At 72.4% G+C, this 18104-nt stretch carries 11 protein-coding genes; 4 read left to right on the top strand and 7 right to left on the bottom strand.

Annotated elements, in window-relative coordinates:
• Positions 1-511: 511 nt before the first annotated feature.
• The 6 genes from ACGFIO_RS23255 to ACGFIO_RS23230 all read right to left on the bottom strand — a co-directional run bounded on the left by ACGFIO_RS23255 (position 512) and on the right by ACGFIO_RS23230 (position 8610).
• Positions 512-1660, bottom strand: coding sequence for a hypothetical protein (locus tag ACGFIO_RS23255; protein ID WP_392828496.1), 1149 nt, complete (start codon positions 1658-1660; stop codon positions 512-514).
• Between the two features lie 1162 nt (positions 1661-2822).
• The gene (locus tag ACGFIO_RS23250) at positions 2823-3848 is read right to left on the bottom strand and encodes a 5'-3' exonuclease H3TH domain-containing protein (RefSeq protein ID WP_392828494.1); all 1026 of its coding nucleotides are present in this window, start codon (positions 3846-3848) and stop codon (positions 2823-2825) included.
• A gap of 46 nt (positions 3849-3894) precedes the next feature.
• Positions 3895-4302, bottom strand: a complete 408-nt coding sequence (locus tag ACGFIO_RS23245; protein WP_392828492.1) for a hypothetical protein — start codon at positions 4300-4302, stop codon at positions 3895-3897.
• A gap of 34 nt (positions 4303-4336) precedes the next feature.
• On the bottom strand, positions 4337-5692 hold the full coding sequence (locus ACGFIO_RS23240; RefSeq protein ID WP_392828491.1) for a sulfite exporter TauE/SafE family protein: 1356 nt from the start codon (positions 5690-5692) through the stop codon (positions 4337-4339).
• On the bottom strand, positions 5689-6993 hold the full coding sequence (locus ACGFIO_RS23235) for a tetratricopeptide repeat protein (protein WP_392828489.1): 1305 nt from the start codon (positions 6991-6993) through the stop codon (positions 5689-5691). Before ACGFIO_RS23235 ends, ACGFIO_RS23240 begins: the two co-directional genes overlap by 4 nt.
• A 9-nt stretch (positions 6994-7002) precedes the next feature.
• The gene (locus ACGFIO_RS23230; protein WP_392828488.1) at positions 7003-8610 is read right to left on the bottom strand and encodes a DUF4331 domain-containing protein; all 1608 of its coding nucleotides are present in this window, start codon (positions 8608-8610) and stop codon (positions 7003-7005) included.
• 178 nt (positions 8611-8788) lie between these two features.
• Here ACGFIO_RS23230 and ACGFIO_RS23225 point away from each other — a divergent pair, with 178 nt between their 5' ends.
• Together ACGFIO_RS23225 and ACGFIO_RS23220 are read left to right on the top strand one after the other, a co-directional pair.
• Positions 8789-9373 (top strand): molybdopterin-dependent oxidoreductase, encoded by a 585-nt coding sequence (locus tag ACGFIO_RS23225; RefSeq protein WP_392828486.1) that lies wholly within the window; start codon positions 8789-8791, stop codon positions 9371-9373.
• A complete protein-coding gene (locus ACGFIO_RS23220; protein ID WP_392828484.1) occupies positions 9370-11352 on the top strand; it encodes a putative bifunctional diguanylate cyclase/phosphodiesterase in 1983 nt (660 codons plus the stop codon). The genes ACGFIO_RS23225 and ACGFIO_RS23220 overlap by 4 nt, the downstream gene beginning before the upstream one ends.
• On the opposite strand, the gene ACGFIO_RS23215 is transcribed toward ACGFIO_RS23220, so the two are convergent.
• Positions 11320-12063 carry an esterase family protein gene (locus tag ACGFIO_RS23215; RefSeq protein WP_392828483.1) on the bottom strand — a complete coding sequence of 248 codons (744 nt, stop codon included), beginning with the start codon at positions 12061-12063 and terminating at the stop codon, positions 11320-11322. The genes ACGFIO_RS23220 and ACGFIO_RS23215 overlap by 33 nt on opposite strands.
• A 104-nt stretch (positions 12064-12167) precedes the next feature.
• Between ACGFIO_RS23215 and ACGFIO_RS23210 the strand changes: the two genes are divergently transcribed.
• Together ACGFIO_RS23210 and ACGFIO_RS23205 are read left to right on the top strand one after the other, a co-directional pair.
• Positions 12168-15152, top strand: a complete 2985-nt coding sequence (locus tag ACGFIO_RS23210) for an FtsX-like permease family protein (RefSeq protein WP_392828481.1) — start codon at positions 12168-12170, stop codon at positions 15150-15152.
• The gene (locus ACGFIO_RS23205) at positions 15149-18094 is read left to right on the top strand and encodes an FtsX-like permease family protein (protein ID WP_392828479.1); all 2946 of its coding nucleotides are present in this window, start codon (positions 15149-15151) and stop codon (positions 18092-18094) included. Before ACGFIO_RS23210 ends, ACGFIO_RS23205 begins: the two co-directional genes overlap by 4 nt.
• Positions 18095-18104 lie beyond the last annotated feature (10 nt).

Below are 18104 nucleotides of genomic sequence, written 5' to 3'. Positions count from 1 at the left end.
GCGCTGCTGCCCACGCCGCGCCACCGCCATCGTGCAGGCCATCCTGGCCCTGCACCACATCGAGAACCCGATCCACGGCAGTTGAAAAGCGCTCACTGCATCACGCCGGTCCCATCGATCCAGTCGGTGCTGAGCAGACACGGCTGTCGGGCGTACGGGTTCCGAGGGCAGGGCCAGGTACTCCCTACACACAGGCTGGCGAATATCACTCTGGGACGCTGCGACGCCGACCGCTCCGGCGACAACACGTTCCCACACTCACGATAAGTAACCAGTATAAGTGGGCCGTCGCCCGCATCGCCGCAGACCACGCCCTGCGCCTCGACAGCGGCACCCTGTCACCACTAGGGCGGTACAAGCGATCGTTTCAATGCAATCCACCGCCCCAGAAAGATGGCTCTGGGTTGGCCCTAAAAGGATTTGCCGTTAATAGGGTGGAGCGTCGTTCAATAAAACAACCAGGAGGTGGCCCACAAGGACATTGCGCCAGTGGGTCGTGCGACTTTTGGCGCTAGCGGTATCCGTCCAGAATTTGGAGGGCGGTAAACGTGGCGCCCATGCAATTCTCCAAACCGGCCGTCGCCTGCGACAGGAACCCTGCGAGCTCGAAGTAGGCCGCACGGCCATCGCCCGCGGCCAGGACAGCCTCTAGGCAGGACGAGAGCTGACTTTCATAGCCCGCGAGGTCCTCATGGCATCGTTCGACCTGCGCTATAACTTCGCTGAGCATTAGCGCCGAGGCCTGCCCGATTGTCCGTTGCGCGAACTCCTCAAGCGCGGGGAGGGTGTTCGTCAACTCCTCGTCGGCAGCGGCGAGCAGCGAATTGACACGTGCCCATTCTTCTTCCGCCGGTGTGCCATGCCATTTCCTGGAGAACTCTCGGCTGGCACTACGCAAGACCTCTAGGGCACTTCGGCAGAGCCCTCGAACGTCGTCGATGTGTGCGCTTTTCCGGGCTGCCTCCATTCGCAATTCATATGCCCCTGGCGTCCAGAGCTCCTCGCGGCTCTGTTCACGCTGGAAGCCAGCATACATGAGTTCGATCTGCGCGCGTTCGAACTCGGACTGCAAATTGGCGATCTCGTTTTGCGCTTTTCTAGTCTCCTCAATCTCGGCATCGAGCTTTTCCTCCAGCCTCCGAACGAAGTCCTCGTACCGGCTCAGGCGATGGTTTAGCGAACTTAGCTCGCGTTCCGAGCGTTCGGCGCGCACCTGATATTCCTCTACTCTGACGACGAGACCGCTTCGCTCTCGGCGCACTTCTTCCAACTCGGCGCGCAGCCGCTGTTCCCGGGCTCGTAATGCCTCAAGCGTGATAGTGGCTCTGTCGAGTTTTGTCGCCAATTGCCGCACCTCGTCGCGGGTCGCGGTGTACTCCAAATTGGTTCCCCGCATGAGTAATGCGACTCGCCTCTCGTCCCATGCATTGATCTTTTCCTCGGGAACGTTACATGCCTTCAGGAGACCCACCAAGATGTGCTTGCTTGGGAGTTTGGCCCGCTTTCCGCGAAGAATGTCGGACAGCGTGGTCTGCGGAATGTTCGAGATCTGAGAAATCTTCACCTGCGTGAACCCAGAAGCGGCGACTTCTGCGTTTAGATCTTTGAGGAATCCTGACATTTCCGGACCGATCTTCGAAGCTTCTTCCACCTCGGTCACCCTGGTTCCATGTTGATCGCATGTCGAAGGGCACCATGCTACATCCGACACGGCAAGATCATGATCCGGTGTCGTTCGGCCAGAACCGTCGTCCACCGGGCCCCTACTGTTTCTACCGACGTCAACCGAGATCATTGCGGGATGGGAGATTGCAACGAACACTCGTTGCTGTCCCCGTTCGTCAATTGAGGGTGGAGCAGTGCCATGGAGATGATTCAGGAAACGGCTGACCTGTTGAATTCCTTCACCGGTCTTATTTCGTCAGTCACCTTGCTACTTACGGTCGCCGCTGCCCTACTTCGCGCGGCCCGGGCGAAATACCGGCAGAAGAGTTCGAAGGTAGAGCGGTCCGCAGCCGAAAAGGAGCTTTAAGCTCCGTGCGCATTGATCGCTCTTGGCGCGTCTGCGTGGCGCCTTCGACGAATAGATTAAGAGAAGGGGTCGGCATGTTGGCGAGGTTGAGCGACGACCAGCATCTTGCACGGCGAAGGGTTCCCTCTTGTCGACCTCGATCGCCAAATTGCCGGATGGACCAGCTCTGAAGCCTCAGTCCGTAGTGCACTCTCATCGGCATTTCCGTGAACTCCGGCATGGCGCCTGAGAGGCCATGTTTTCGGGGTCCACCCCAGGCCTCCGATCGGCGAAGGCGCAACGTTGGCATCGCCCGTGGGACGACCAGACGAACGGCAGCCAACGCCTCGCCCGGCCGGCGTTCGGGCGGGGCCGACCCAGTGGCCGAGTCCGCCGACGCGCGGTTGCGGCCGTAGGGTCACCCAGATCAGTCCGGTGGCGCGATCGCTGTCCGCGTCGACGATCGCCTGTGACATGCCTTCGCAGTTGTCAGCGCGTCGCCATTGGCGATGTATGAAACTGAGAGCTTCAGCGGGAGTGAAGGCGGCGGGGGACACTCGTCCCTTTGGCGCATGCGAGGGTCTGTCCCCGGCCGAGGGGCCGCACTCGACGTCGGTCTCGCGCCACTGCCCAAGGGGCGCCTGGTCGGCTACGAGCGGGCGGAACGGCACTTCGGCCGTCATCTGGGGACGCTGTGGGGCGGTCGTCGAGGCCGGCGACCGGATTGCCCGGCGGCGAGTAACGGCCGGGACCACCGACTGGCCGGCGCGTCGAAGGCGGGAAGGTGCTGTGCCCGTACCCGGCAAAGGGTTCAAAAAAGACTGAGCTGGCCGGGCGTGGGATCGCGGCGGCTGGACAGGCTGCGGCGGAAGACCCAGGGCTGCAGCTCGGGCGTGGACTCCTCGTCGGTGCGCTGCGGCGGGACGTTGCCGACCAGCGCCCACAGGGACGGGCCGAGGTTGATGCCTCGGGCGCGTAGGGCGCGGCGGATCGTCACATAGTTGAGGGGCAGGCGGGCGGTGTCGAGTTCGGGCAGGGGCAGGTCGGTGCGCATACGCATCAGGTCGCGGTTGCGGTCGATTCTTTCGCGTACGCCGTCGGCGGCCAGCTGGGCGGCCAGTGACTCGCCGACGACGTCGCCGATCTGGCGCAGGTCGCCTCGGTCCAGGGCGGCCCAGGTCTCGTCGACCGAGCCGAACGCGTTGAGCAGCCGGGCCGACGTGGCCGCGCCGAAACCGCGGACGCCGTGCAGGTTGTCGGACGGGTCACCGCGCAGCGCGGCGAAGTCACGATATTGGCCGGCCTCCACGCCGCACAGTTCGACCAGACCGGGGGCGTCGACCAGCACCGCCTCGTCGAAGCCGCCGTTGCGGACCCGCAGCACCTCGGTCGTCTCGTCGATCAGCGCGAACGCGTCCCGGTCGCTGGTCATCAGCACCGAGCGCCAGCCGGCCCGCCGGGCCAGGGCGGCCGAGCTGGCCAGCACGTCGTCCGCCTCGTAGGCGGGTGGGACGACCGTGCAGATCCCGGCCTCGCGCAGCAGGCCGGGCGCGCCGACGATCTGCTCGGTCAGGGCGGCCGGTTTGGCCGGGCGGTGCGCCTTGTACCCGTCCCAGTCCTGTTTGCGGGCCGACGACTCGGGACAGTCGAAGCCGACCACCAGCGCGTCCGGCCGGAGCTGGGCCGCCGCCCGGGCGACGTAGCCGACCAGTCCGCGCAGAGCCCACACGGGGCGGCCGTCGGCGTCCTCGATCGGGTCGCTCGCATAGGCGTGGTAGGCGCGGTGCAACAGACTGTTGCCGTCCAGCACGAGCAGCAGCGGGGACGGGAACGGCACGCGGTCAGCTTACGCGCCGTTCAGCCGGGCCCGCGGCAGCGCGCGCTCAAAGGCCGAGGGCGTGGAACTCGTACACGAAACGCCGCTGGTCCTCGACCGTGACGACCTGCTCGGCCGGCGCGGGGTCGAGCAGGTCGACGACCTCGTGGATCTGCCCGGGGGCCCGCCGGGTGAGCACGTAGCCCTGACGACCGTCGGCGAACTGCCGCAGCTGCCCGGACGGCCAGACGTTGACCCGCGCGCCCTGGCAGCAGAGCAGCAAGCCGTCCGCCTCGAGCCGGAGCCGCAGGTCGTGCAGGCAGTCGACCAGGTCCGGCCCGGCGAAGGCCCCGAAGTCGTGCTCCGGTGACCAGGCACTGAGCGTGGCAGCGCCGGGCTTTCCGGCCACCCGCAACGAGATCGCCGCGATCCGCCCGTGTCCGTCCACAGTGTGCAATAGCCTCAGGTCGTCCATCGGCGATCATCGTAGTGACTCGACCGCGGTCGAATCAGAGGAGGTCGAGGACGGCTCGGCCGGCCAGGCCGGTTCCGACGATCACGATCAGGGCGGAGGTCAGGGCGGGCGCGGCGGTACGCAGCCGGCGCAGGCGGGGCAGCCGGCCGCCGAGCCGGTCGCGGATGGTGATGAGCAACAGGCCGGCCGCGGTGAGGGTGGCCGCCATGCCCAAGCCGTAGGCGAGGACGAGCAGGACGCCGAAGACGGTCCGGCCCAGGGCGGCGGCACCGAGCAGGACGATCAGCGCGGACGGGCTCGGCACCAGCCCGCCGGCGACGCCCATGCCGACGATGCCCCACCGGCCCGGGCCGTGCGAGTGGGAGTGGGAGTGGGAGTGGGAGTGGGAGTGCGGGTGATGGTGGGTGTCCGCGCCGCGTTTGCGGAGGGCGCCGGCCAGGGCGACCGCGCCCACCGTGATGACCACGACGCCGCTGGTCAGGCCCAGGTAGCCGAGGATGGTCTCACCGGCGATGCCGGCCACCGTGGTTATCAGCAGGCCCAGCGCCAGCACCCCGCCGGTGTGCGTCAGCGTCACCGTCGCGCCGACGGCCACCGCGTCGCGCCGGCGTCCCCGGCGGCCGGCCAGGTACGCCGCCATCACCGTCTTGCCGTGCCCGGGCAGCGCCGCGTGCCCGGCCCCGAGCAGCAGCGCCAGCACGACCGCGAGCACACCCACCCACGGCGTGAGGTTCCGCCCGCCGGCCAGGTCCTCGAGGTGCCGTTCGGCTCCGGCCAGCGGTCCACCGAAGAGCGTGCCGCCGGGTCCGGCCGGACGAGCCGAAACAGCGGCCGAGCCGGCACCGGGCCGGGTGGTGAACGACGCCGTCCGCACGTCCAGCGGCGACGTGAGCAGATCCGCCGGATAGTGCCGCAGCTCGTCGCTGACACTGGCCACCGGCAGGAGGGAACCGTCCAGCGCGGCTCCCGGCCCGGCCGTGGCCACCAGCTCCCGCCATCCGATGCGGTCGTCGCGGTAGCGGTTGGCCACCGTCACCGGGCCGTAGCCGGCTCGGGCGGTCAGCGCGCAGGTGAGCCGGCTCGTCGCGAGGCCGCCGGCGCCGGGCGTGCGGGTCAGCGACGACGCGGTCACGGTCCAGGCGACCGGCTCGCCGGACATCGTCACCGCGAACGCGCGCACGGCGTCGGCGCAGGTGGCCGGCGGGTCCTGCAGGGTCGGCAGCTCGGCGATGTCGGCGGCCACCCGGGCGTCGAGGCGGCCGGGGTGCACGGTCAGGGCGGCGTAGGTGTTGACCGAGAAGTTGCCCAGGGGATGCGCGGACGCGGGGGCGCCGGGCAGCAGCGCGGTGGCCGCCAGGACCAGGGCGAGCAGGGTCAGGAGTCGCTTCATCGGTGGGCCTCCAGGGCGGCCAGGGCGCGGGCGGCGGTGGGTCCGTCGGTGAGGGAGAAGTACGGGTTGAGCTCGCGGGTGCGGCGCAGTTGGTCGCGCGCGGTGCGCCGGTCACCCGTGGTCAGCGCGATCTGGGCGAGATGCCAGGTGTACGCGGCGTTCGACGGCGCCGCGGCCACGGCGCGGCGGGCGTACCCGGCTGCGGCTTCGTCCTGTCCGGCCTGGTGGAGCGCCTGGGCCAGGGCGTCGGCGACGTCGGGGAAGGGGCGCCGGGCGAACTCGGCGCGGGCCAGCCGCACGGCCGTGGCCTGGTCGCCGCGGGCCAGGGCGAGCTGGGCGCCGGCCAGGTCGTCGCGGCCGCCGTTGGCCTGGAAGACGCGGTGCGCAGCGTCGGCCAGGTCGAGCTGCCGGGCCGCCTCGCCGGGCCGGCCGGCGAAACGGAGCAGCTGGGCGTACTCGAGAAGGGTGTCGGGGGTCGGCGTGCGCGCGGCCACCCGGGCCGCGTCGGCGAGCGCGGCCGGCACCGAACCGGTGGCCGCGCGGACCCGGGCGCGTCCCCGCAGCAGAGGCTGGTAGCCCGGGTCGGCGGCCAGTCCGGCGTCGTAGTGCCCGCCCGCGGCGGCCAGGTCGCCCCGGTTGAACGCCAGGTCGCCGAGCTGGTTGCGGCAGAAGGCGATGTCGGCGGGGTCGGAGGCGGCCGACAGCGCCTGCCCCATCAGGGTTTCCGCGCGGCCGAGGTCGCCGCGCAGCTCCAGGTCGTAGGAGGCGCGGGCGTACGCCGCCAGCCCGGGCCGCAGGTCGAGCATCCGCTGGACCGCCGCCGTGGCTCCGGCCCGGTCGCCGAGCTGGGTCGCGGCGTCGGCCAGCACACCGAACGCGCTCGCGTCGTAGGGGTTGGCCTGGACGGCCTGCCCCGCGTACTTCCGGGCGGCCGCGAAGTCGTGCCGGGCGTTGGCCAGCGCACCCAGCCCGACCAGGGCGGAGGGGTTGCGGCGGAGCGACAGCGAGCGTCGCAGCGCGCCCTCGGCCCGGGGGTACAGCGAGGGGTCGGCGGTGATCCGGGCCCGTTCCACGTACGCGACGCCGAGCGCCGCCCACGTCTGGTCGTCCCGGGGCAGTTCGCGCAGCCGGTCCTGGGCCCGGGCGATGGCCTGGGCCTGCCGGTCGGCGGGTGCCGCCGCGAGGGCCGCACCCGCCGTCCGGGTGACCGGCGGCGTCTCGCGCAGGCCGAGGATCGCACCGGCCGCGAGCACGGCCAGGGCGGTCGCCGACACGATCGAAACGGTCCGCAGGTGACGCATGGTCACTCCTCAGGCGATGGCCCGGCGGCGCAGCCAGGCGAGGACGACGAGGAACAGGACCACGGCGCCGGCACCGACCGACGACGCGACGACCAGCCAGGTGTCACGGGCGGTGTTCTGATCGGCGGCGGCGGGTTCGAGCGCCATCCGGGACGCCGGGGCGGACGGGGGATCGGTGGCCACGGCGGGGGAGCGGTTGCTGTTGACGGCGCCGGTGTTCGGCAGTGCTACGTACGGGAACGCGGTCTCGAACCGCTGGTCGTTGGCGTCCACCCGGTCTCCGGCGGCCAGCGCGTCGACCAGCTTGCCGGTCTGTGCCGCTCCTTCGACGGCCTGGAGCGAGATGTCCACCGCGTCGTCGGTGAGCCGCCGCCCGTTCGGGAAGCCCTGCAGGTCGCCGCCGAGCACGCCGAGCCGGCTCGGGGTGGCCGCCACCGGCACCCCGAGGTTGAGCCGGAGCATCTCGGACGGCCGGAACTTGCCGGCCCGCACGTCGGCGTTGTCGAGTTGCGAGTTCAGGTCGGCCTTGATCGGCCCGCCGGCCTTGGTCGTGATGCCGGTCAGGAAGATCTCGACCAGGTCGTTGCGCGGGGTCGCGGGGGCCGGCAGCTGGTAGATGCCCTGGATGAGCTTGGGCAACTCGGGGTCGGTGACGCGTTTGACGACCGCCGGGATGCCGGCGTCCTTGTCCGGCGGGAGCGAGTTGAAGGCGTCCTTCAGGCCGGCCGGTACGACGACCTCGTTGACCAGCGGGTTGCCCAGCCGGGAGACCTGCACCCGGTCGCCGGTCAGCTTCGGGCTGGGGTCGCCGGTGATGCGTACCCGGTTGCGTTCGGTGGTGGTCCACACGCCGATCACCGGGTTCCGCTTGGCGTTGCCGCCCAGCGCCACGTCCTTGAACGGCACCTGGATGGCCAGGGTGTTGACGTTGTAGCCGGCCAGCGTGTCCTGGCCGGTCTTGCTGAGGTCTCCGCCGTACAGCAGGTCGAAGACCCGCAGGTCGAGGAAGAACGGGTCGTCGGCCTGGCCGGCGTAGAGCTTCCAGCCGCCGGGGAGTCGCACGGTGGCCTGGTCGCGCAGGGTCCGGTAGTCGGGCATGGAGGCGGTGCCGGTGGACGACGGCGCGACCGGTGCGTCGGTGATGCGCTTCTTGAAGGGCTGCCCGTGGAACGACGACTCGAGCGTGTAGGTCTGCCGGAACAGCAGGTTCTCGTCGTCGAGCGAGGTGACCGGCCCGTTGTTGTAGAGGAAGGTGTTGTTCTTCCGCTTGTCGACGTTCTTGAAGGTCCAGCGGAAGACGGCGTCGGGCTTGGCGTCACCGTCGCTGTCGACATTGATCTTGTACGCCGCGTCGGTCGCGAACGGGTAGAAGTTCGGCCCGCCGTTCGGCTCCTCGAACGGGATCCAGTTGGCGATGAAGGTCACGTAGCCCGGCCGGTCCGGGCTGACGAACGCGTACAGGTCGGTGTTGTCCGCGGCCGGGTCGCCGGAGATCAGTGGCGCCTCGCGGTGACTGGACGCGCTGCCCGCCGACGGCCCGAGCGCCCCGATCGACGCGGTCAGCATCAGTCCGGTGGCGGCGAGCGCGGCGGCGGTGCGCTGTCGTCTCGTGGTCATTGATCGTCCTCCCCCAAGGTGGTTCCTGTGGCAGGACTTCGCCGTGGGACGGGGCGGGGACGGCTCTGAGTCGGCTTCCTGTCACCAACCCATCCGCGGATACGTGCGCTCCGAACAACTTGCTGGTGACTCTACGTAGTCTTCTCAGAACTGAACGTCACCTGCCGAAGGAAGGCGTGTGACCAAGCATCTGTGGCGCGTCGCCGCGCTGGTCGCGCTCGGCCTGATCGCCGGGTGCGCCACCAGCACCGGCAGTGCGCGCCCGGAGGCCGCCACCCGCGCCGCCCTCGGCACGCCGGTGGCGGCGCCCGAGATCATCGCCGGCCAGGACGTACCCGCACCGGCCGGTGCCACCGTGCTCACCGTCACCGGCCGGATCACCCGCCCCAACCACGACGGGACCCTCCGGCTCGACCTACCCACCCTGGAGAAGCTCGGTCTCACCCAGGTCCACCTGTACGAGCCCTGGGTCAAGCAGAATCTCGACTTCCGCGGCGTCTGGCTGGCCGACCTGCTCGACGTGGCCGGCGCCGGGCCGGGCGCTGCCTCCGTGCATCTGGTGGCCCAGGACGACTATGTCGTCGACCTGACCACGGCCGAGGTGACGGCCGGCGGCGTCCTGGTCGCCACCCGCGCCGGCGACGGCTCGGCGATCCCCCCGGACAGGGGCGGCCCGACCCGTCTGGTGTTCGCCGACGGCGTGGCCACCGGAACGAACCCGGACCGGTGGATCTGGAGCCTCAAATCCATCGACGTGCGATGACCGAGGCCGCCCCGGACCTGCCCGGCGAACGCCGCTGGCGTCGCCTCGGCCTGCTGCTGGCCGTGGTGATGATCGGTGCCACCGCCGGGATCCTGGCCATCGTGGTGCGCAACTCGGTGTTGCTGGGCCGGATGACCACCGACGTCGCGGTCGCGCAGCAGCGCGCCACCACCCTGCACGGCATGCAGACCGCGCTGCTGCACCTGCGGGTCGAGCTCGCCGACGTCGAGCACGGCGCACCGGTGGCCGACGCGGAGATCCAGCGTGGCCTGTTCAACCGGATGGCCGCGACCGGACAGGGACTCTTCCCGGCCGGGTCGGCCCAGGCGGGCGAGATCGCCGGCATCCGCGCCGCGGTCGACCGCTTCCCGTGGGCGCGGCTGGAGCGGGGCGCGACCCCCGAGGCGTCGCTGCTGGCCGCGGCCGAGACCATGGTCAGCCAGGTCGAGGTCCGGGTGCAGGGGCTCTACAACGAGCAGGAACAGGTCTACTACACGGCCATCGAACGGTCGCTGAAGGCCAAGCGGGACAGCCAGTACGCGCTGGGCGTGCTGGTGTCGCTGGTCGGGATCCTGTCGGTGTGCTGGCTGCTGGTGCTCCGGCGGCGGCAGGGGCGGCGGCTGGCCTCGGCCTACGCCGCGCTGCTGACCGAGGTGGACGAGCGGCGTGCCCTGCAGGACCAGCTCAGCCATCAGGCGTACCACGACGTGCTGACCGGGCTGCCCAACCGCGCGCTGTTCGTGCAGCGGCTGGAGGAGCAGATGGCCGATCCGGGCGAGCCGCCCGCGGTCCTGCTGGTCGACCTGGACGGCTTCAAGACCGTCAATGACACCCTCGGCCACCCGGCCGGCGACGAACTGCTCGAACTGGTCGCCGAGCGGCTGCGCGGCTGCGTCCGGGGCGGCGACACGGTGGCCCGTCTCGGCGGGGACGAGTTCGCGGTGGTCGTACGCTCCAGCGCCCCGGGGGTGGCCGAAGCGATCAGCCGCCGGCTCATCGCCGCCCTGCGCGAACCGTTCCTGATCGCCGGGCAGGAGGTCGGCATCGGCGCCAGCGTCGGCATCGCCCACCGCGCCGACCAGGCCGGCGCGAACGACCTGCTGGCCGACGCCGACATCGCGATGTACGTGGCCAAGGGATCGGGCAAGGCCCGCTTCGAGGTGTTCCGCCGCGACATGCGCGACCGCGCCCGGCGCCGGGCCCAGCTCGAGCAGCAGCTGGCCCGGGCCGTCGACCTGGGCGAGATCGAGGTGTACTACCAGCCGATCGTCCGGGTCACCACCGGCCGGGTCGTCGCCGTCGAGGCGCTCGCCCGCTGGCGGCACCCGGTGCAGGGGCTCATCTCGCCGGCCGAGTTCATCCCCATCGCCGAGGAGTCCGGGCTGATCCGCGAGGTCGGCCGGGAGGTCCTGCGCCAGGCCACCCGGCAGGTGCAGCAATGGCGGGAGACGCTGCCCGGGCTGGAGCGGCTGGAGGTCAGCGTCAACGTGTCGGTGCGGCAGCTCGCGGCCGGGATCTACGCCGAACACGTACGCGAGGCGCTGGCCGACAGCGGCATGCCGGCCGAGGCGACGTGCGTCGAGATCACCGAGACCATGGCGCTGGAAGGCAACGAGACGGTCGCGGCCGAACTCGACCGGATCCGCGAGCAGGGCGTCGCGCTGGCCATGGACGATTTCGGGTCCGGCTACTCCTCGGTCTCCTCGCTGGTCAGCCTGCAGGTGCAGGTGGTCAAGATCGACAAGAGCTACCTCGACATGGACAGCGCCAACAACGGCACGCTGATCCGCGCGACCACCGAACTGGGACACGCGCTCGGGCTCCGGGTCTGCGTCGAGGGCGTGGAGACCCCGGAGCAGCTGGAACTGCTACGCGAGGCCGGTTGCGACTCGGCTCAGGGCTTCCTGCTCGGCCGCCCGATGCCCGCCGACGCCGCCCGCGAGCACCTACTGCAGGAAGCGCGGCAGATGGTGGGCTAGCTGGGCCCGCCACGACGGCCAGTCGTGCGGCACGTCGTGTCCCCACAGGTCGAGCTCGTGCCGGATGCCCTTGGCGGCCAGCAGCCCGGCCATGTGCCGGGTGGCGTCGAGCGAGCCGGTGGTGTCCTCCCAGCGCCCCTGGCCACAGACCAGCAGGATCGACAGCCGGGAGCGCAGCCAGTCCAGATGGTCGCCGTGCAGGTTGGGGATGTAGTCGGCCGGATTGTTGAAGTACAGCGCGTCGCCCCGCTCGCCCCAGCCCCGCCACGTCCGCGGGTCGTAGTTGCCGGAGAGGCACAGCGCCAGCGGGAACAGGTCGGCCCGCTTGAAGGCGAAGTTCAGCGCGTGGAAGGCGCCCAGCGAGCAGCCCAGCGCGACCAGCTCGGCGGCGCCACCGGAGTCCTCCCGCACATGCGGCACCACCGCGTCCAGGATCCACGACTCGTAGAAGCCGTGCGCCCGCGCCCGATCCTCCAGCGACAGGTGCGCGGCCGACCAGGTGCCGGCGTCGAACGACCCGGCACAGTAGAGCTTGACCCGGCCCGCCTCGATCAGGTCCCCGACCGCGCCGACCATGCCCCGCTCGGCGAACTCGGTGGCCCACCCGCCCTCACTGGGGAAGACCAGCACCGGCCGCCCGTAGTGGCCATAGACGGCGACGGTTCCGCCGACCCCGGCGGCCGTGGTCAACTCGGTCGTGTAATGGCGCATGAACCGGGTCTACCACCGTGGGCGGGCAAGAGCGAGTACGGTCACGGCACAAGTCGATCGAGACCGGCACGGGGGACGGGTTGGACACGGTGATCATGGGGGCGGTGCGGGCGCGCGCCGCCCAGTCGCTCATGGTGCTGGTCCTCGCCGGCCTGTCCACGGCCGCGGCGGTGGCCGCGCCGTGGTACGGCCTCGCCGTCGCCTCCCGGGTCGCCGCGGCCGACGTGGCCGCCGCCCCGCCCGCCCAGCGCGTCCTGTCCTTCCAGAAACAGAGCACGATCAGCGGCGGGAACGCCCAGGCCGGCCTGACTGACTTCGGCCGCTCGGTCACCGGCGAGCTGGCCATCGCCGGGGCCACACCCCTGCTCGGCGCCACCCGCCCGATGGTCTACACCACCGAGACCGCCAACGCCGCCTCCTCGGCCATCCCGGTGGCCTACCGCGACGACTTCTGCCGGCACGTCCGGCTGACCGGCGCCTGCCCGGCGGCCGGCGGCGACGCGGCGATCAGCGGCGACGCGGCCCGGCGGTTGAAGCTCCGGACCGGCGACCCCATCCCGGTGCGGCAGTCACCGGGCAGCCCGCCGCTGCGGCTGCGAGTCACCGGGATCTACCAGATCGACGACCCGTCCGGCGGGTACTGGGCCAACCCGGCCTACCGGGCCCAGGCCAGCCTCGACCCGGTCTTCACCACCGTCGCCAGCTTCGACGCACCGCAACTGGCCACCCCGGTGTTCGTCAGCGACATCGAGGTGCCCGAGCCGTTGCTGCGCGGCGACAACGGCTACGACCTGCGGACGGCCGTCAACGCCGCCCGGCCCGGCCTGCTCGGCGCCGGCGTCAAGATCCTCGACCCGACCCGGGACCTGCAGCGGCAGGTCCGTGACGACCGCACGGCGGTGCTGATCGGCGTGCTGATCGCGCTCGGCCAGGTGCTGCTGCTCGGCTGGGTCGCGCTCGGCCTGGCCGGCCGGGCCACGCTGCCGGTCCGGCGCGACGACGTCGGCCTGCTCAAACTGCGCGGCAACACCCGCGGCGGAACCCTGCGGATGACCTCCGGCCAGCACCTGCCGCCGCTGGCCGCGGGCGTGCTGGCCGGCCTGCCGGTGGGTTTCCTGGCCGGGTGGCTGCTCGGCGGCGACCTGCCGGTCCGCTCCGAGCTGTGGCTGGCCCTGCTCGGCACGCTGGCCGCAGTGCTGGTCGTGCTGCTGGTGGCGATGCTCGTGCTGGTGATGGTCGACGCGGCCACGCTGCGGCTGCCGATCGTGGCCCTGCTGCGCCGGGCCTCCCCGAAACGCCGCGGCCGGGCCGCCGACATCCTCGACCTGATCCTGATCGCGCTGGCCGCGGCGGCCGTCTACCAGGCCCGCAGCGGCGACCGGCCGACCGGGCTGGGCGTGGTCGCGCCCGCGCTGACCGCGCTGGCCATCGCGCTGGTGCTGGCCCGGGTGCTGCGCTCGATCACCGCGTGGGCCGGCGGCCTGGCCGTGCGGCGCGGCCGGTTGCGGGCCGGCCTGGCCGCCGTGCAGGTGTCCCGGCAGCCCGCCGCCGACCGGGTCTTCGTGCTGGTCGCGACCGCGGTGGCGATGCTCGGGCTGGGCGCCGGCGGGCTGGCCGCGGCCGACCGGGACCGGGTCGCCCGGGCCGGGGTGGAACTGGGCGCCGAGCGGGTCCTCACGGTCGGCGCGGGCAGCACGACCGAGTTCCTCAACGCCGTCCGCGCGGCCGATCCGGGTGGGCGTACCGCGATGGCCGTTCTGGCCGACCTCAACAGCAACCCGCCCATCCTGGCCGTGGACAGCTCCCGCCTCGCGGCTGTGGCCCGCTGGCGCCCCGACTTCGGGCCGGTCGGCGCGCTGCCCGCCGCGATCGCCGCCGCCCGCGTGCCCGCACCGCTGCCGCTGATCACCGGCGACCGGCTGGAACTGCGGCTGCGCAACGGCCGCTCGCTGCCCGCGCTGATGACCGCCACCCTGCAGCAGGAGAAGGACGGCTCCACCGTGGAGGCCAAGTTCGACGACATCCCGCGCGGCGAGGCCACGGTCACCGCCGCCGTGCCGGAATGCGCCATCGCGCCGGGCTGCCGGTTCGTCCGCTTCCAGCTGGCCACCCCGATCACCGAGACCGGCAAGCCGACGCCCGGCCCGATCGTCGTCGAGGGGCTGCGCCAGCGCGGCCCGGACGCCGAGATCATCGGAGCGGCGCAGCTCGGCGACGTCAACCGTTGGTTCACCGACATCGCCGGCGTCGCGCTGCAACTGAGCACCACCGGCGGCGCGCTGTCGATGACGGCCGGGGACACCCACGGACAGACCGCGGGCGACCGGGTCTACGCGGCCGAGATGCCCCGCCCGATGCCGGTCGTGCTGGCCGGCCCGCAGCCCAAGGAATGGCGCTACGACGACCCGGCCACGCCCCGGTTCGGCGCCGGCGACAACCCGGTCGCGGTGGCCGCCGAGGTGCCCGTGCTGCCGGTCGTCGGCAACGCCGGGATGATGGTCGACCTGGACGCCGCCCGGCGTACCGCGGCCGACGCCAACCTGGTCGGCACCCTCCAGGTGTGGCTGGCCCCGGGCGCACCGGCCGGCATCGTGGACCGGCTGCGCGCGGCCGGGCTGACCGTCACCGCCGACCGGACCACCGCCGAGCGCGAGGAGCAGCTGGCCGCCCAGGGCGGCGTCGCCGCGGCCCGGTTCGCGCTGCTCGCCGTGGTCATCGCGCTGCTGCTGGCGGCGGGCACGGTGGCCGTCACGGCGGCGGCCGAACGCGACCCGTACGCCGCCCAGCTTCGCGCCCTGCGCGTGCAGGGCCTGTCCGAGCGCAGCGCGGTCCAGGCCGGCTACCTCGGCACCGCCGCGCTGGTCGTGTCCGGTCTGCTCGCCGGCGTGCTCGCGGCCCGGCTGGCCGTGCCGATCACCGGCCTGACCGCGCCACCGTTCGGCGACGGCTGGCGGGTGGTCCCGGCGCCCGGCCCGCTCAGCGCGGCCGCCCTCGGCCTGGCCGCGCTGGCCGCCGCCGTGACCCTGGCCGTCGTCGGGGTGCTGGCCGCGCGTCCGCTGGCCCGCCGGGTCCGCGGAGGTGTCCGATGATCGGGCTGGTCCTGGCCATGCTGTGGAGCCGCCGCGGCCAGGCGCTCACCGTCGCCCTGCTCACCCTGCTCGGGGTGGCCGCCGCGGTGGCCGGGCCGGCCTGGCTGCGGGCCACCGACCGGGCCGTCGCGGCCGGGCAGGTCGAGGTGGCGGCCGGCCCCGAGAAGACCTTCACGCTCAGCCAGGACGAAGACGACCAGCGGGCCCTGGTCGGCCAGTCCCGGCCGCAGAACCTGGAGGACACCCGCGGCGCGCTGTTCGGGCTGCCCGGGTTCTCGTACGTGTCCGCGGCCGAGTTCCCGGCGATGGGCGTCGACCCGGACATCACCCGGCGCACCCAGTTCGTCTACCGCCAGAACGTGTGCGGTCACCTCACCATGATCGAGGGCCGCTGCCTGTCCGGCGAGGGCGACGTGGTCGTCGGCGAACGTACCGCCCAGCGGTTGAAGATCAAGGTCGGCCAGTCCATCTCGATGGCCTTCGCGGTGCTGGTCCACGCGGACGGCGACACCTTCTGGAAGAAGAACGGCGCGGACAAGCCGCTGCTGGTCTCCGGCATCTACCGGGTGCCCGACCCGGGCGAGTCCTACTGGGGCAGCAACGGATACTTCGCCGCCTACGTCGGTGCCCCCGACGAGCCGATGTTCGTGCTGGACAGCACGCTCAAGGGAACGGACCACGGCACCACCCGGCTCACCGTGGACGGCGTCGCCGGTCCGGGCGCGCTGGCCGTCGACCGGCTTCCCGCCCTGCAGACCGGCATCGCCACGCTGCAGGGCCAGGTCCAGGGCCTCGGCGGCGGCATCAAGATGGAGAGCGGCATTCCCGGCCTGCTGGCCCGCATCGACCAGGGCCGCCGGGCCGCGCACCTGATCGTGCCGGTCCCCGCGGTGGCGCTGGTGCTGCTCAGCCTGCTGACCATCTTCCTGGCCGTCGGCTACGGCACCGAGGGGCGCCGGCCCGAACTGGCCGTGGTCGCGCTGCGCGGCGCCCGCTGGGGCCAGCGCTGGTGGCTGGCCACCGGGGAAAACCTGGTCGCCGTCCTGATCGGAGCGATCGCCGGCTGCGTCGCGGGGCAGCTGCTGGTCAACGCGGTCGCCGCGATCCGGTTCCCGGGCGTGGGCGCCGACCCCGGCCTCGACTCGCTGCGCTGGGCCCCCGTCGCCGCCCTGGCCGCCCTGATCACCGCCCTGCTGGCCGAATGGCGCCAGCTGCTCAGCCCGGTCAGCGAGCTGCTGCGGCGCGCGCCGGTGGTGCGCCGCGCCGTCGGCGCGATCGCGGTGCAGGCCGCGGTGGCGGTGCTCGCGGTGATCGCGACGGTCCAGCTCTTCGTCACCGGCGGCACCCTGACCGGCGTCGGTACGTTCGCCAGCGCGCTGGTCGCGGTGGCCCTGTCCCAGCTCGCCGCCCGGGCCGTCCTGCCCACTGTCACCCGCTACGCCGCCCGGGCACTCGGCCGCGGCCGCCCCGGCCTGGCGCTGGCCGGATTCCAGCTGTCCCGCCGGCCCGGCGCCGCGCGCATCTTCACGCTGGTGGTGGCCGCGGTCGCGGTCTCCGCGTTCGCCGCGTGCGCGGTCGACGCCGCCGCCCGGGCCCGCAACGTGCAGGCCGACCTCGGCACCGGAGCCGACCGGGTGGTGACGGTGCAGGCGACCGGGCGGCAGTCGCTGCTCGCCGCGGTACGTACGGCGGATCCGGCCGGGGCGTACGCGATGGCCGCGATTCGCCTGACCACCGAACCGGGCCAACCGGCCGGCCTGGCCGTCGACTCCACCCGCCTGGCCCAGGTGGCCAACTGGCCGGCCGGCGACGCGAAGGCGGCCGCGACCGCGCTGCGACCGGCCGCGCCCGAGCCGCTGACCGTGCGCGGGCCGACCGTCGCCGTCGACCTGACCGCCACCGGCACCAACCCGGCCAAGCTGGTCACCGTCGGCATCGTGGTCGGCTCGCCGCTGGGCGACGAGGTGCTGCCGCTCGGCGACCTCCAGGAGGGCCGGCACACGTACGCCCGCAACGTCGACGTCTGCCGGGAGGTGTGCCGCGTCCACGCCATCCGGATCAGCGAGGGCGACGGCAACCGGGACATCACCGGCACCGTCACGCTCAACTCGCCCCGGGCCGGCGCGTGGCGGGCCAACTCGCCGGCCGCCCTGCGCCCCGACGGCACCATCGACCTGACCTCGGTCAACAGCATCCAAGACGCCCTGCTGCTGCAGCCGGTGTCCACCCCCGCGGTGCTGCCCGCGGTGGTCGCCGGCGCCGGCAACGACGACCCGGTCCCCGGGCTGGACGGCAAACCGGTCCGGATCGACCCGATCGCCGAGGAGTCCGCGCTGCCCGGCGTCGGCACGCCGGCCACGCTGATCGACCTCGATTACGCCGACCGGATCGCGACTGACGGCGGCGCGAGCGCCGGCACCCAGGTGTGGCTGAACGCCGAGGCGCCCGACGACGCCCTGAACCGGCTGTCCGCCGCCGGCCTGGTGATCACCGGGGACGTGCGGGCGTCGGTCGTGCGGGCGTCGCTCGACCGGCAGGGCCCGGCCCTGGCTCTGGTCTTCGCGGTCATCATCGCGGTGCTGGCGGCCGGGCTGGCGGCCGGGGCGCTGGTGCTGGCGGCCACGGTCGACCGCGCCCGCCGGGCCGAGGATCTGACCGCGCTGCGGGCCCAGGGCCTGTCCCGGCCGGCGCTGCGGCAGGCGACGTTGTGGACGTACCCGGCCCTGGTCGCCGCCGCGGTGATCGCCGGCCTGGCCATCGGCCTGCTCACCTGGGGGCTGACCGGCTGGGCGCTGCCGCTCTCCGGCCTGTCCAGGCCGCCGCTGCCGCTGCCGGGGTGGCCACGCCCCTGGGTCCTGGCCGTGGTCACCGTCGTGGCCGGGGCGGTGCTGGCCGCCGTGGCCTGGCTGACCGGCCGCCGCACCCTGGCCGCGATCCGCTAGGGCCCGAACC

The organism is Actinoplanes sp. NPDC049265 (assembly GCF_043197135.1).
Lineage (GTDB): Bacteria > Actinomycetota > Actinomycetes > Mycobacteriales > Micromonosporaceae > Actinoplanes.
Note: the sequence above shows the minus strand (reverse complement) of the source record. Positions and strands in the feature narration are given on the sequence as shown.